At 41.5% G+C, this 14,368-nt stretch carries 13 protein-coding genes; 10 read left to right on the top strand and 3 right to left on the bottom strand.

From position 1 onward, the window contains the following. Positions 1-69: 69 nt before the first annotated feature. The 3 genes from cysK to BLS46_RS06000 all read right to left on the bottom strand — a co-directional run bounded on the left by cysK (position 70) and on the right by BLS46_RS06000 (position 2,187). On the bottom strand, positions 70-996 hold the full coding sequence (gene cysK, locus BLS46_RS06010) for a cysteine synthase A (RefSeq protein WP_093586276.1): 927 nt from the start codon (positions 994-996) through the stop codon (positions 70-72). 96 nt (positions 997-1,092) lie between these two features. Next, the gene (locus BLS46_RS06005; RefSeq protein WP_093586274.1) at positions 1,093-1,536 is read right to left on the bottom strand and encodes a PH domain-containing protein; all 444 of its coding nucleotides are present in this window, start codon (positions 1,534-1,536) and stop codon (positions 1,093-1,095) included. Between the two features lie 15 nt (positions 1,537-1,551). Further along, positions 1,552-2,187, bottom strand: coding sequence for a YigZ family protein (locus BLS46_RS06000; protein ID WP_093586272.1), 636 nt, complete (start codon positions 2,185-2,187; stop codon positions 1,552-1,554). A gap of 56 nt (positions 2,188-2,243) precedes the next feature. Between BLS46_RS06000 and BLS46_RS05995 the strand changes: the two genes are divergently transcribed. From BLS46_RS05995 to polA, 10 genes are all read left to right on the top strand, one after another. Then, positions 2,244-3,542 (top strand): ATP-dependent helicase ComFA, encoded by a 1,299-nt coding sequence (locus BLS46_RS05995; protein ID WP_093586270.1) that lies wholly within the window; start codon positions 2,244-2,246, stop codon positions 3,540-3,542. Further along, positions 3,539-4,201 carry a ComF family protein gene (locus tag BLS46_RS05990; protein ID WP_093586268.1) on the top strand — a complete coding sequence of 221 codons (663 nt, stop codon included), beginning with the start codon at positions 3,539-3,541 and terminating at the stop codon, positions 4,199-4,201. Before BLS46_RS05995 ends, BLS46_RS05990 begins: the two co-directional genes overlap by 4 nt. 78 nt (positions 4,202-4,279) lie before the next feature. After that, a complete protein-coding gene (gene hpf, locus BLS46_RS05985; RefSeq protein ID WP_000599119.1) occupies positions 4,280-4,828 on the top strand; it encodes a ribosome hibernation-promoting factor, HPF/YfiA family in 549 nt (182 codons plus the stop codon). Between the two features lie 86 nt (positions 4,829-4,914). Beyond that, on the top strand, positions 4,915-6,093 hold the full coding sequence (locus tag BLS46_RS05980; RefSeq protein WP_093586266.1) for an acetyl-CoA C-acetyltransferase: 1,179 nt from the start codon (positions 4,915-4,917) through the stop codon (positions 6,091-6,093). A gap of 162 nt (positions 6,094-6,255) precedes the next feature. Next, entirely contained in the window at positions 6,256-8,229 is a 1,974-nt protein-coding gene (locus BLS46_RS05975; protein ID WP_093586264.1) for a DHH family phosphoesterase, read from the top strand. Then, positions 8,226-8,678: a 50S ribosomal protein L9 gene (rplI, locus tag BLS46_RS05970; RefSeq protein ID WP_000864212.1), complete on the top strand. Its 453-nt coding sequence runs from the start codon at positions 8,226-8,228 to the stop codon at positions 8,676-8,678. The genes BLS46_RS05975 and rplI overlap by 4 nt, the downstream gene beginning before the upstream one ends. A 43-nt stretch (positions 8,679-8,721) precedes the next feature. Beyond that, positions 8,722-10,074, top strand: coding sequence for a replicative DNA helicase (gene dnaB / locus BLS46_RS05965; protein ID WP_084975923.1), 1,353 nt, complete (start codon positions 8,722-8,724; stop codon positions 10,072-10,074). A 1-nt stretch (position 10,075) separates the two neighbouring features. Then, positions 10,076-10,351, top strand: a complete 276-nt coding sequence (locus BLS46_RS05960; RefSeq protein ID WP_001278166.1) for a Veg family protein — start codon at positions 10,076-10,078, stop codon at positions 10,349-10,351. 90 nt (positions 10,352-10,441) lie between these two features. Beyond that, positions 10,442-11,551 (top strand): SH3 domain-containing protein, encoded by a 1,110-nt coding sequence (locus BLS46_RS05955; protein ID WP_093586262.1) that lies wholly within the window; start codon positions 10,442-10,444, stop codon positions 11,549-11,551. 84 nt (positions 11,552-11,635) lie between these two features. Continuing rightward, complete coding sequence (gene polA, locus BLS46_RS05950; RefSeq protein ID WP_093586344.1) at positions 11,636-14,269, top strand: DNA polymerase I; 2,634 nt, start codon at positions 11,636-11,638, stop codon at positions 14,267-14,269. The last annotated feature ends 99 nt before the right edge of the window (positions 14,270-14,368 follow it).

The following is a 14,368-nucleotide window of genomic DNA, read 5'->3' as shown; positions in this document are numbered from 1 at the left end:
GTCTAGAGAGTAGACTCTGTTATGAGTAAACAAAAAGCCCTTTAATAAGGGCTAAGTGCATTTAGGAGACTACACTTCAAATTCATAGAGTGCTGTAGACAAATAACGTTCGCCGTTATCCGGTGCTAAAGCAAGTACTTTCTTACCTGTACCTAATTTTTTGGCAACTTCAATTGCTCCATAAATTGCTGCAGCTGAGGAAATCCCAACAAGGAAGCCTTCTTTTCCGCCAATCTCACGACCAAGCGTAAGTGCATCATCTGATGTTACACGGACGATACCATCATAGGCCTTTGTGTCAAGTGTTTCAGGAATAAATCCAGCTGAGATGCCTTGAATTTTGTGAGGCCCTGGTTTTTCACCAGATAAGATCGCAGATTCATCTGCTTCTACTGCATAAACTTGAATATTTGGATTTGCTGCTTTAAGAGCGTGAGAAACACCGGAGATCGTTCCACCGGTACCAACACCACCTACAAAGGCATCTAAACCATCAGAACCGAAAGCAGCTAGAATTTCAGCTCCTGTTGTCCTTTCGTGTACTTCAGGATTAGCTGGATTATTAAATTGGAGCGGAAGGAAGCCGTCACGTTCAGCAGCGATTTCCTGAGCTTTAGCAATAGCCCCTTTCATTCCTTCGCTACCAGGAGTAAGGACGAGTTCAGCACCATAGGCTTGGATAATCTTACGTCGTTCCACACTCATCGTTTCGGGCATGACGATAACAACTTTATATCCCTTAGCAGCACCTACCCAAGAAAGTCCGATACCAGTATTTCCACTCGTTGCTTCAACAATGGTAGCACCCGGTTTTAGAATACCATCTTGTTCCGCTTTTTCAATCATGCTAAGGGCAATACGGTCTTTTACTGACGATCCAGGGTTAAAAGCTTCAAGTTTTACATAAACATCTGCAGCACCCTCTGGAACGATATTGTTGAGTTTAACAATTGGTGTTTGTCCGATTAGTTCAGTGATATTGTTATAAATAGTCATAGATGTACCTCTTTGTATAAGATGATACTAGTATAACGTGCTCTCGGCTATTTGTAAAATATAGAAATCCTATCGAAGCGATAGGATTTTTTTATATCAAAGCTCTAAGCCGTTAATTTTTAATCGATTGTGATAAGCTAGTTCTAGTAAATAGGTGTAAAGAGGAAGGATATCCGTTTTCTTAGGAAATTCAAATTTGTGGTAACTAAAATGCTCATTATGTGCTTTTAGAAAGACATTCTCTAAATAAGTGATCGTAATCTCACTATCGTCTATACCTGCTCCAGCAGTTTCCGTTTCAACATTGACAATGTTCATCAAAAAGATAGATTTCACAGACATCTTGCGACCAGTAGCGCCTTGCTTATCTGTAAAGATGATACGGATATTTGTAAAGATGATTGCGTCGCGAATGAGCTTATATCCACTTTGGATTTCTTCATTCTCTAGTAGGTATTGACCGTATTCTTTGATAAGAGCTTCTTTGTTTTGCTCGCTGAAGTTACCAGCAAGTCCTTGAATAAATTTCCCAAACGCCATGTATTTCTCCTTTGTTTACACTAAGTTTACAGGAACTTCAACTTCTCGTAAACCTTGATCTGTTAAAGTAACCTTTCCATTAAAAAACTCCACAAGAGCAGACTTGATATTTTCTTTCTCTTCCTTATCAACATAAATCATCGTATCGACTTGATCTGTAAAGTTTGTTTCAAGTTCCATAAGATTATGTTCTTTAAGGAAGTTACTGTACTCTTGGTATTGAGCGTAAGACATCTGAATAGCTATGCCAACCTGCTCTTTGATTTCAATAATGCCAATTTCTTTGACTGCCAAGGCTACGCTTCCTGCATAAGCACGAATCAAACCACCAGCACCTAACTTAATCCCCCCAAAGTAGCGAGTAACCACTACGCAGACATTAGTAAGATTATGATTTTCTAAGACGCCAAGCATTGGGACTCCAGCGGTACCACTAGGCTCGCCATCATCACTCGTACGCTTGATCTCACTGCGTTCCCCTACAATAAAAGCAGAGCAGTTATGGGTGGCTTTGTAGTGTTCTTTTTTGATAGCAGTGATAAAGTCACGAGCCTCTTCTTCACTGTAGACACGCTTGGCGTGACAGATAAAGCGGGATTTTTTGATTTCTTCTTGGACTTGCCCGTCCTCTTTAATTGTTCTAAATTCCATGATTTAATTGTACTAAAAAAACACCTAAAGCGCTAGATTTTTACGAATAAAGAAGTATGAAAGTAAATCCAAATTATCTCGGTCGCTTGTTTACTGAGAAAGAATTAACTGAAGAAGAACGTCAGATGGGCGTGAAACTGCCAGCAATGAGAAAAGAGAAGGGGAAACTTTTCTGTCAACGTTGTAATAGTAGTATTCTAGAAGAATGGTATTTGCCTATCGGTGCTTACTATTGTAGGGAGTGTTTACTGATGAAGCGAGTCAGGAGTGATCAAGCTTTATACTATTTTCCGCAGGAGGATTTTCCGAAGCAAGATGTTCTCAAATGGCGTGGTCAGTTAACCCCTTTTCAGGAGAAGGTGTCCGAGGGATTGATTCGAGCAATTGAAAAGAGAGAACCGACCTTAGTTCATGCTGTCACGGGAGCTGGAAAGACAGAGATGATTTATCAAGTTGTAGCCAAAGTGATTGATGATGGTGGTGCAGTTTGTTTGGCAAGTCCTCGAATTGATGTATGTTTGGAACTGTATAAGCGACTGCAGAATGACTTTGCTTGCGATATAGCACTGCTCCATGGCGAATCAGAGCCCTATTTTCGAACCCCCCTAGTAGTTGCAACAACTCACCAGCTGTTAAAATTTTATCATGCTTTTGATTTGTTGATAGTGGATGAAGTAGATGCCTTTCCTTATGTTGACAATCCTGTGCTTTATTACGCTGTAAACCAATGTGTAAAGGAGGAGGGGTTAAAGATATTCCTTACAGCGACTTCTACAGATGAGTTAGATAAGATGGTTCGCACAGGAGAATTAAAAAGGTTGAGCTTGCCAAGACGATTTCATGGAAATCCATTGATCATTCCAAAGCCAGTTTGGTTATCAGATTTTAATCGTTATTTAGATAAGAGTCAGTTGTCACCTAAGTTAAAGACCTCTATTGAGATGCAGAGAAGAACAGGTTATCCGTTGTTAATCTTTGCATCAGAAATTAAAAAAGGCGAGAAACTAAAAGAAATATTGCAGGAACAGTTTCCAAATGAAGATATCGGCTTTGTGTCCTCTGTCACAGAAAATCGATTAGAGCAGGTGCAAGCTTTTCGAGATGGAGAACTAACAATACTGATCAGTACGACAATATTGGAACGCGGGGTTACCTTCCCTTGTGTGGATGTTTTTGTAGTGGAGGCCAATCATCGTCTCTTTACCAAGTCTAGCTTGATTCAGATTGGTGGGCGAGTTGGGCGTAGTATGGACAGACCAACTGGTGAGTTGCTCTTCTTTCATGATGGATTAAATACTTCCATCAAAAAGGCAATCAAGGAAATCAAGCAGATGAACAAGGAGGCGGGATTATGAATTGTTTATTATGTGGCCAGTCAACAAAGAGTGACTTGACATTTAGTCACCTCTTACTGTTTAAAAATAAGCACAACTATCTTTGCTCAGCTTGTGATTCTACTTTTGAGAAGATTGGTGAAGACCATTGTCCAAACTGCATGAAAAGAGGGTTGTCAACATATTGTCAAGATTGTAAATTTTGGTGTAAAGAAGGAATCGAAGTTAATCATAAAGCGATATTCATCTATAATCAAGCTATGAAAGACTTCTTTAGTCGATATAAGTTTGATGGGGATTTTCTGCTTAGAAAGGTTTTTGCTCCTGTTCTTGCTGAGGAATTGAAAAAGTATAGAGACTATGAATTTGTGGTGATTCCCTTAAGTCCTGAAAGATTGCTTGAGAGGGGATTTAATCAGGTTGAAGGTTTGGTTGAGGCGGCAGGATTTTCCTTTCAAGACTTACTAGGGAAAAGAGAAGAGAAGGCTAGTTCTTCTAAGAATCGCTTAGAAAGATTAGCTACTGAAATTCCCTTTTATATTAAAACGGAAGCCCCTCTTCCTAAGAAGATTTTGGTTATTGATGACATCTATACGACAGGGGCGACTATTAATCGTGTGAAAAGGCTTCTGGAAGAAGCAGGTGTTTTGGAAGTCAAAACTTTTTCTCTTGTAAGATGAGGAAAAATTTGCAAAATGAAAATGAAAGCGTTATAATATAGTTAGAAAAATAAAAATGTTTAGAAAGAAGGTACTTATATGATTAAATATAGTATCCGTGGTGAAAACCTAGAAGTAACAGAAGCAATTCGCAATTATGTAGTTTCTAAACTCGAAAAGATCGAAAAATATTTTCAACCTGAACAAGAGTTGGACGCACGTGTCAACTTGAAAGTTTACCGTGAAAAAACAGCAAAAGTTGAAGTAACAATTCCACTTGGGTCAATTACTCTTCGTGCAGAAGATATTTCTCAAGATATGTATGGTTCTATCGATCTTGTAACTGATAAAATTGAACGTCAGATTCGTAAAAATAAAACAAAAATCGAACGCAAGAATAAAAATAAAGTTGCAACAAGCCAACTCTTTACAGATGCTCTAGTTGAAGATGCAAATGTTGTGCAGCCAAAAGTGGTTCGTTCAAAACAAATTGATTTGAAACCAATGGATTTAGAAGAAGCGCTTCTTCAAATGGATTTGTTGGGACATGATTTCTTTATCTATGTAGACGTAGAAGATCAAACAACAAATGTTTTGTATCGTCGTGAAGATGGTGAAGTTGGTTTGCTCGAAGTAAAAGAATCATAAAATTGAAATAACTAATAAGAGTGGTTTACTGATTTGTAAACCACTTTTGTATTGCATCATTATACAAGGTATAAATGGAGGTAGTTATGAAAGATGTAGTAATTGTTTCAGCAGTGCGAACTCCTATAGGCTCCTTTGGAGGGAGCTTAAAGAATGTTTCTGCTGTTGATTTGGGATCTTTGGTCATTAAGAGTGCTTTGGAAAAAGCGAATATTAAACCAGAGCAGGTAGATGAAGTGATTATGGGGAATGTCCTTGGCGCTGGTTTGGGACAAAATGTGGCTCGCCAAATGAGTATTCATGCGGGACTTTCTGAATTTACACCATCCTTTACTATTAATAAGGTTTGTGGTTCTGGGTTGAAGGCAGTGCAGTTGGCTGCTCAAGCGATTCAGTGCGGCGATGCAGATATTATCGTAGCTGGTGGTGCAGAAAACATGAGTCAGGCTCCATATGTTTTGCCAAACTTCCGTTGGGGTGGCCGTATGGGCGATTCGAAAGTTGTAGATACCATGATTAAGGACGGTTTGAATGATGCCTTTAATGAATACCATATGGGGATTACAGCCGAAAATGTGGCCGAAGAATATGGTATTAGCCGGGATGATCAAGATGCTCTTGCTTTGGAATCACAAAAACGAGCAGTTGCGGCTATAGAATCTGGACGCTTTAAGGAAGAGATTGTTCCGGTGGTCATTCCTCAACGTAAAGGCGATCCTATCGTCTTTGATACAGATGAATTTCCTAGAAAAGATGCTAGCTTGGAGAGTTTGTCTAAGCTAGGTCCTGTTTTCAAAAAAGACGGTTCTGTTACAGCGGGAAATGCCTCAGGTATCAATGACGGAGCGGCGGCTGTCTTGGTCATGAGTGCTGAAAAAGCTGAAGAATTGGGACTTCCAGTCATTGCTCGCATTCATTCGTATGCAAGTGCAGGTTTGGATCCTAAGATGATGGGATGTGGACCGATTTATGCGACTCACAAAGCTCTTGAAAAAGGCAATTTGACAGTTGATGATCTTGACTTGGTCGAGTCAAATGAAGCCTTTGCAGCTCAGGCTTGTGCGGTTGGGAAAACACTTGGTTTCAACACCGATATTGTCAATGTCAATGGTGGTGCGATTGCTCTTGGTCACCCAATTGGAGCTTCAGGCTGCCGTATCTTAGTGACTCTGGTACATGAGATGATGAAACGTGATGCTAAAACTGGGTTAGCAACTCTCTGTATCGGGGGAGGGATGGGAACAGCCCTTATCGTGGAACGTTAAGTGACAGTAACCAGAGTATATAGATGTGCAGGAGGATAATGAGCTTATTCTCCTTTTTGCAGTCAAATCATAAAAAAATCAATAAGGAAAAGGGGGCTTACCACTTTTTAAAGGTCGCTTTTTAAGGGCTTTTGTGATATAATAATGCGCAAGAGGTTTAGAATGAAAAAAAATAATTTAACTTCGATTTCTGCGGTTCTACTAGGGATTGCGACTTTCGGAACCTTAACAATGCTGATTATTTTTTCACAAAATAATGTTGTAACAATCAGTGCCTTGTTTTTATTTGTACTTCTTTATCTGCTTTTATTCATCTGGCAAAAAAAACAGTATGAAAAGAGCGAAATTGAACAAATCCAATACGTAAACCATCAAGCGGAAGATAGCTTGAACACGCTGCTTGATCAAATGCCAGTTGGTGTTCTGAAATTAGACTTATCTAGTGGCGAAGTCGAATGGTTTAATCCTTATGCTGAGTTGATTTTGACGACTGAAGAAGGCGAAATTGATGTTGACTTGATTCAAACCATTATCAAGGCTTCTGTGGGGAACCCTGGTTCTTATGCTAACTTGGGCGAAACACGCTATGCCGTTCATATGGACAAGGCTTCAGGTGTCCTGTATTTTTTTGACGTTTCAGGGGAATACGAAGCAACTGTCGAATTGGTAACCAGTCGACCAGTGATTGGGGTTATCTCGGTAGATAACTACGATGATCTAGAAGATGCAACTTCCGACTCGGATATCAGTCATATCAATAGTTTTGTGGCAAATTTTGTTTCAGAATTTGCTAGTAAATACGCTATGTTTTCTCGGCGTGTGGGGATGGACCGCTTTTATTTATTTACTGATTACACAGTTCTTGAGGGCTTGATGAATGATAAATTCTCTGTGATTGATGCCTTTCGTGAGGAGTCAAAACAGAGACAGCTGCCATTGACCTTGAGCATGGGCTTTTCTTATGGTGATGGAAATCATGATGAGATAGGGAAAGTTGCTTTAAGGAACTTGAACTTAGCTGAGGTTCGTGGTGGGGACCAAGTGGTTGTCAAGGAAAATGATGAAACCAAGAACCCAATCTATTTTGGTGGTGGTTCCGCAGCCTCTGTTAAGAGAACGAGAACACGTACGAGAGCTATGATGACAGCTATTTCAGATAAGATTCGCAGTGTGGATCAGGTCTTTGTAGTTGGTCATAAGAATCTGGATATGGATGCCTTGGGGTCTGCGGTTGGCATGCAGTTGTTTGCTAACAATATCACTGAAAATAGCTATGCTGTTTATGATGCAGAACAAATGTCGCCAGACATTGAGCGCGCCGTCAACTTCTTGGGGAAAGAAGGAGTCACTAAACTCTTGCCTCTTACAGATGCGATGAAGTTAGTCACAAATCGTTCGTTGTTGATTTTAGTGGATCATTCGAAGACAGCTTTGACTTTATCGAAAGATTTTTACGAACTGTTTACTCAAACCATTGTTATTGACCATCATCGACGTGATCAGGATTTTCCAGAGAATGCAGTAATCACCTATATCGAAAGTGGAGCAAGTAGTGCGAGTGAGTTGGTCACAGAATTGATTCAGTTCCAAAATTCTAAGAAAAATCGTTTAAGTCGTATGCAGGCCAGTGTACTAATGGCTGGAATGATGTTGGATACCAAAAACTTTACGTCACGAGTAACGAGTAGAACCTTTGATGTAGCTAGCTACCTCAGAACACGTGGAAGCGATAGTATTGCTATTCAGGAGATTGCTGCGACAGATTTCGAAGAATACCGCGAGGTAAATGAACTCATTTTACAAGGTCGTAAGTTGGGGTCAGATATCTTGATTGCCCAAGCTAAGGACTCAACGACTTATGACACAGTTGTTATCAGTAAGGCTGCCGATGCTATGTTGGCTATGTCTGGTATTGAGGCTAGCTTCGTTCTGGCAAAAAATACACAAGGATTTATCTCTATCTCGGCTCGAAGTCGTAGTAAAATCAATGTGCAACGCATTATGGAAGAGCTGGGTGGTGGAGGTCACTTTAATCTAGCAGCTGCGCAAATCGAGAATATGAGTCTGTCAGAAGCAGGAGAAAAATTGACTCAACTTATCTTGGATGAACTAAAAGAAAAGGAGAAAGAAGAATGAAAGTAATCTTTTTAGCAGATGTCAAAGGAAAAGGGAAAAAAGGCGAAATCAAGGAAGTGCCAACTGGCTACGCTCAAAACTTCCTGATTAAAAAGAATTTGGCCAAGGAAGCGACTGCTCAAGCAGTGGGGGAGTTGCGTGGAAAACAAAAATCAGAAGAAAAGGCTCATGCTGAAATGATTGCTGAAGCAAAAGCCATCAAAGCCAAGCTTGAAGCAGAAGAGACTGTTGTAGAGTTTGTTGAAAAAGTTGGACCAGATGGCCGTACATTTGGCTCCATCACCAACAAGAAAATTGCAGAAGAATTGCAAAAGCAATTCGGAATCAATATTGACAAACGTCACATTCAAGTAAAAGCACCAATTCGAGCAGTAGGTTTGATTGATGTACCAGTAAAAATCTACCAAGATGTTACAAGTGTCATCAATCTTCGTGTAAAAGAAGGTTAAGTTTACAACATCTTGACAAGATTGTAAAAGGAAGGAAAGTCGGATGGCAGAAGTAGAGGAACTACGAGTTCAACCTCAGGATATTTTGGCCGAACAATCTGTTCTGGGGGCTATTTTTATAGATGAGAGCAAGCTCGTTTTTGTCCGAGAATACATTGATTCTCGTGACTTCTTTAAGTATGCCCATCGGTTGATTTTCCAAGCGATGGTAGATTTGTCGGATCGTGGAGAAGCGATTGATGCGACAACGGTTCGGACGATTTTGGATAGCCAAGGGGATCTCCAAAATATTGGTGGCTTATCCTATCTTGTTGAAATTGTCAACTCTGTACCAACTTCTGCCAATGCAGAGTATTATGCTAAAATTGTAGCCGAAAAGGCTATGCTACGTCGCTTGATTTCCAAGTTGACAGAGTCTGTCAACCAAGCCTATGAAGCTTCTAAGCCTGCAGATGAGATCATTGCTCAAGCTGAAAAGGGCCTCATTGATGTTAGTGAAAACGCCAATCGTAGTGGTTTCAAGAACATCCGAGATATTCTAAATATCAACTTTGGGAACCTAGAAGTTCGGTCACAACAAACAACGGATATCACAGGTATTGCGACGGGCTACCGTGATTTGGACCATATGACGACAGGTCTCCACGAGGAGGAGTTGATTATCCTAGCGGCGCGTCCAGCGGTTGGTAAGACAGCCTTTGCCTTGAATATTGCTCAGAATATCGGAACCAAGTTGGACAAGACGGTAGCTATCTTTTCACTGGAAATGGGTGCAGAAAGCCTGGTAGACCGTATGTTGGCAGCAGAAGGTTTGGTGGAGTCACATTCTATCCGTACTGGTCAATTGACCGATGAGGAGTGGCAAAAGTACACGATTGCCCAAGGAAATTTAGCCAACGCGAGTATCTATATCGATGATACTCCAGGGATTCGGATTACGGAAATTCGTTCGCGCTCACGTAAACTGGCTCAAGAAACTGGAAATCTTGGTTTGATTTTGATCGACTACCTACAGCTTATCACAGGAACTGGTCGTGAGAACCGCCAACAAGAAGTCTCTGAAATTTCTCGTCAGTTGAAAATCCTAGCAAAGGAACTAAAGGTTCCAGTAATCGCTCTCAGTCAGCTTTCTCGTAGTGTAGAACAGCGTCAGGATAAGAGACCAGTCTTGTCTGATATTCGTGAATCGGGTTCTATCGAGCAGGATGCGGATATCGTAGCCTTTCTATACCGTGACGACTACTATGATCGTGCGGGTGAAGAAGAGGAAGGAATTCCAAATAACAAGGTTGAGGTTATCATTGAGAAAAACCGTAGTGGAGCTCGTGGAACGGTGGAATTGATTTTCCAAAAAGAATACAATAAATTTTCAAGTATCTCAAAGAGGGAGGCATAAGATGTCAGATGCATTTACAGATGTAGCCAAGATGAAAAAAATCAAAGAAGAGATCAAGGCGCATGAGGGACAAGTCGTTGAAATGACTTTGGAGAATGGCCGTAAGCGCCAAAAAAATAGACTGGGTAAGCTAATTGAAGTTTATCCGTCTCTATTTATCGTTGAATTTGGGGATGTTGAGGGAGACAAACAAGCTAACGTCTATGTTGAATCCTTCACCTACTCAGATATCTTAACAGAGAAGAATTTGATTCGCTATCTAGACCAAGAATCCTAAAATGAAGTGAGCTTTGCTCACTTTTTTCTTTTTCTCCCGAATAGTATAAAGGAGGGTAACCTCGGAAATTTATATTATTAAGGAGAATGAATGACGTTTTTAAAATCAGAAGTTAAGAAGAGTGGATATACTCAGTTGGGTGTAGGGCTGGCTACATTGTTGGTTACGAGTGCTTTTTTGTTTGGTGGTGAATCGGTTCAGGCTGACAGTGTAGCGCGTGGTGATGACTACCCGCTTCACTACAAAAATGGTAGTGTTGAAATCGACCAGTGGCGGATGTATTCTCGCCAGTGTACCTCTTTTGCAGCCTTTCGTTTGAGTAGTGTAAATGACTTTGAGATTCCGCCTGCCTATGGTAATGCGAATGAATGGGGACACCGCGCAAGAAGAGAAGGTTACCGTGTTGATAGCAAGCCAGAAGTTGGATCTATCGCCTGGTCTACGGAAGGTTACTATGGGCATGTGGCCTGGGTATCTAATGTATCAGGGGACACGATTGAGATCGAAGAGTATAACTATGGTGTTAGGGAGAAATACAATCGCCGAAGCGTAAAAGCTAGCTCTATGACAGGCTTTATCCATTTTAAGGACTTGGTAGGGAGTGGTGGTAGAACTGGAAATCCTATCAGGTCAGGGTTGGCGTCTAGTGGGACTCATACGTTTACTCAAAAGTCTGCCATTCGAAACCAGCCGTCAAGTACAGCACAAGTTATCGACTACTACTATCCTGGTGAAAATGTTAGCTACGACCAAATCGTAGAAAAGGACGGTTATAAGTGGCTTAGTTACCTGTCCTATAGTGGAATGAGGAGATACGTCCAGTATATGGAAACAGAATCGGTGGAGAATGGTTGGAAGAAGCAAAACGGTATTTGGAATTACCGTGAGAACGGGAAACTCGCAACTGGTTGGAAGAAAATAAATGGCAGTTGGTATCACTTCAAAGAAAATGGAACCATGTCAACAGGTTGGGTGAAGGATGGCTCGCATTGGTATTATCTAAAGGCATCAGGGGAGATGCAGACAGGTTGGCTCAAGGAAAATGGAACATGGTATTATCTGGAGAGTTCAGGGGCTATGAAGTCTAGCCAGTGGTTCCAAGTAGGAGGAAAGTATTACTACGTCAATGCTTCAGGGGCTTTAGCAGTGAATACCACTGTGGATGGCTATCGAGTGGATAGTAATGGAGCTAGAATCTAGAAAGAATATAAAAAAGAGGACTTCACTACCATTTGCCTATTCTTTCCGATGGTATTTTTCCCCTCTTTCCTTTATAATGGGTGTATGGACAAGAAAAAATTATTATTAATTGATGGATCTTCTGTTGCTTTTCGAGCTTTTTTTGCGCTCTATCAGCAGTTGGATCGGTTTAAAAATGCTAATGGCCTTCATACCAATGCAATCTACGGCTTTCAACTCATGTTGAATCATGTCTTGGAGCGGGTTGAGCCCAGCCATGTTTTGGTAGCTTTTGATGCAGGCAAGACGACTTTCCGAACAGAGATGTATGCAGACTACAAGGGTGGCCGTGCTAAAACTCCAGATGAGTTTCGTGAGCAATTTCCCTTCATTCGTGAGTTGTTAGACCATCTTGGGATTCGCCATTATGAGTTGGCCCAGTATGAAGCCGATGATATCATCGGAACTCTAGGCCGTTTGGCTGAGAAGGATTCTTTTGATGTGACAATCGTTAGCGGAGATAAGGACTTGATCCAGTTGACGGATGAGCATACGGTGGTCGAGATTTCCAAGAAAGGTGTGGCTGAGTTTGAGGCCTTTACGCCAGACTATCTCATGGAAAAGATGGGTCTCACACCAGCTCAGTTCATTGATCTTAAGGCCCTCATGGGGGATAAGTCTGATAATATCCCTGGTGTCACGAAAATCGGTGAAAAGACGGGTATCAAGCTCTTGCTGGAGCATGGTTCGCTCGAGGGTATTTATGAAAATATCGATGGGATGAAGGCTTCTAAGATGAAGGAAAATCTCATCAATGATAAGGAACAAGCCTTTTTATCTAAAACCTTAGCGACCATTGAGACTCAGGCACCGATTGAGATTAGACTAGATGATTTGGTCTACAGTGGTCCAAATGTGGAAAGCTTAGGTAAATTCTACGATGAGATGGGCTTCAAACAGCTTAAACAAGCTTTAAATGTGTCATCGACGGATGCGCCTGAGAGCTTGAATTTCACTATCGTTGACCAAGTCAGTCAAGACATGCTGAGTGCCGACTCTATCTTCCACTTTGAACTCTTTGGTGAGAACTACCATACAGATGACTTGGTTGGTGTTGCCTGGTCCTGTGGGGATAAACTTTACACTACAGATAAGCTTGAGCTCTTGCAGGAGCCGATTCTCAAGGAATTTCTAGAAAAAACACCTCTGAAAGTGTATGACTTTAAGAAAGCGAAGGTTCTTTTAAATCGCTTGGGCTTGAACCTGCAGGCCCCTGCTTTTGACAGTCGCTTGGCCAAATACCTCCTCTCTACTGTTGAGAATAATGAAATTTCAACCATTGCGAGTCTCTATGGTCAGACTTATTTAGTCGATGATGAGACCTTTTACGGCAAGGGGGTCAAGAAAGCTATCCCTGAGAGAGAGAAATTCTTGGAGCATTTGGCTCGCAAGGTTGCTGTATTGGTTGAGACTGAGCCGGTTTTACTTGAAAAACTCAGTGAACATGGACAGTTAGACCTCCTCTATGACATGGAGCAACCTCTGTCTTTTGTCCTTGCCAAGATGGAAATTGCTGGTATCAAGGTCAAAAAAGAGACCCTGCTTGAGATGCAAGCTGAAAATGAGGTCGTCATTGAGCAACTCACTCAAGAGATTTACGAACTGGCTGGTGAGGAGTTTAATATCAACTCGCCTAAGCAGTTGGGCATCCTTCTCTTTGAAAAACTCGGTCTTCCTCTAGAATACACCAAGAAAACCAAGACAGGTTACTCAACAGCCGTGGATGTGCTAGAGCGCTTAGCTCCTATTGCGCCAATTGTTAAGAAAATCCTAGACTACCGTCAGATTGCTAAGATCCAATCTACCTATGTGATTGGCTTACAGGACTGGATTTTAGATGATGGCAAGATCCACACGCGCTATGTGCAGGATTTGACTCAGACGGGGCGTCTGTCCAGTGTAGATCCAAACTTGCAAAATATCCCTGTTCGTTTGGAACAAGGTCGCCTCATTCGTAAGGCTTTCGTACCTGAATGGGAGGATAGTGTACTGCTTAGCTCGGACTATTCACAGATTGAGTTGCGCGTTTTGGCGCATATCTCTAAGGATGAGCACTTAATTAAGGCTTTTCAAGAGGGAGCAGATATCCATACCTCGACGGCCATGCGGGTCTTTGGAATTGAACGTCCAGAGGATGTGACTGCAAACGACCGTCGCAATGCCAAGGCGGTTAACTTCGGAGTGGTTTACGGGATTTCAGACTTTGGTTTGTCTAATAATCTGGGCATCAGCCGTAAGGAAGCAAAAGCCTACATCGACACTTACTTTGAACGCTTCCCAGGTATTAAAAACTACATGGATGAGGTGGTGCGTGAGGCGCGTGATAAGGGCTATGTAGAGACCCTCTTCAAGCGTCGTCGAGAGCTACCAGATATCAATTCGCGCAACTTTAACATTCGTGGTTTTGCAGAGCGTACAGCCATCAACTCCCCTATCCAGGGATCTGCAGCAGATATTCTCAAGATTGCGATGATCCAGCTAGACAAAGCTCTAGTTGAGGGTGGTTATCAGACCAAGATGCTCTTGCAAGTGCATGATGAAATCGTCCTTGAAGTTCCGAAATCAGAACTAGCAGCTGTCAAAGTACTAGTGAAACAAACCATGGAAGAAGCCATCCAGCTCAGTGTTCCACTCATCGCTGATGAGAATGAAGGAGCAACTTGGTACGAGGCTAAATAAGAAAGATATGATAGAGTTTGAAGCATTTGTCTTCAAACTCTTTTTCAAGATTTTCTGTAAGCAGTTTCCTTGACTTATCCTTGCTTTTGCGTTATCATA

Source organism: Streptococcus sp. NLAE-zl-C503, assembly GCF_900104285.1.
GTDB lineage: Bacteria > Bacillota > Bacilli > Lactobacillales > Streptococcaceae > Streptococcus.
Note: the sequence above shows the minus strand (reverse complement) of the source record. Positions and strands in the feature narration are given on the sequence as shown.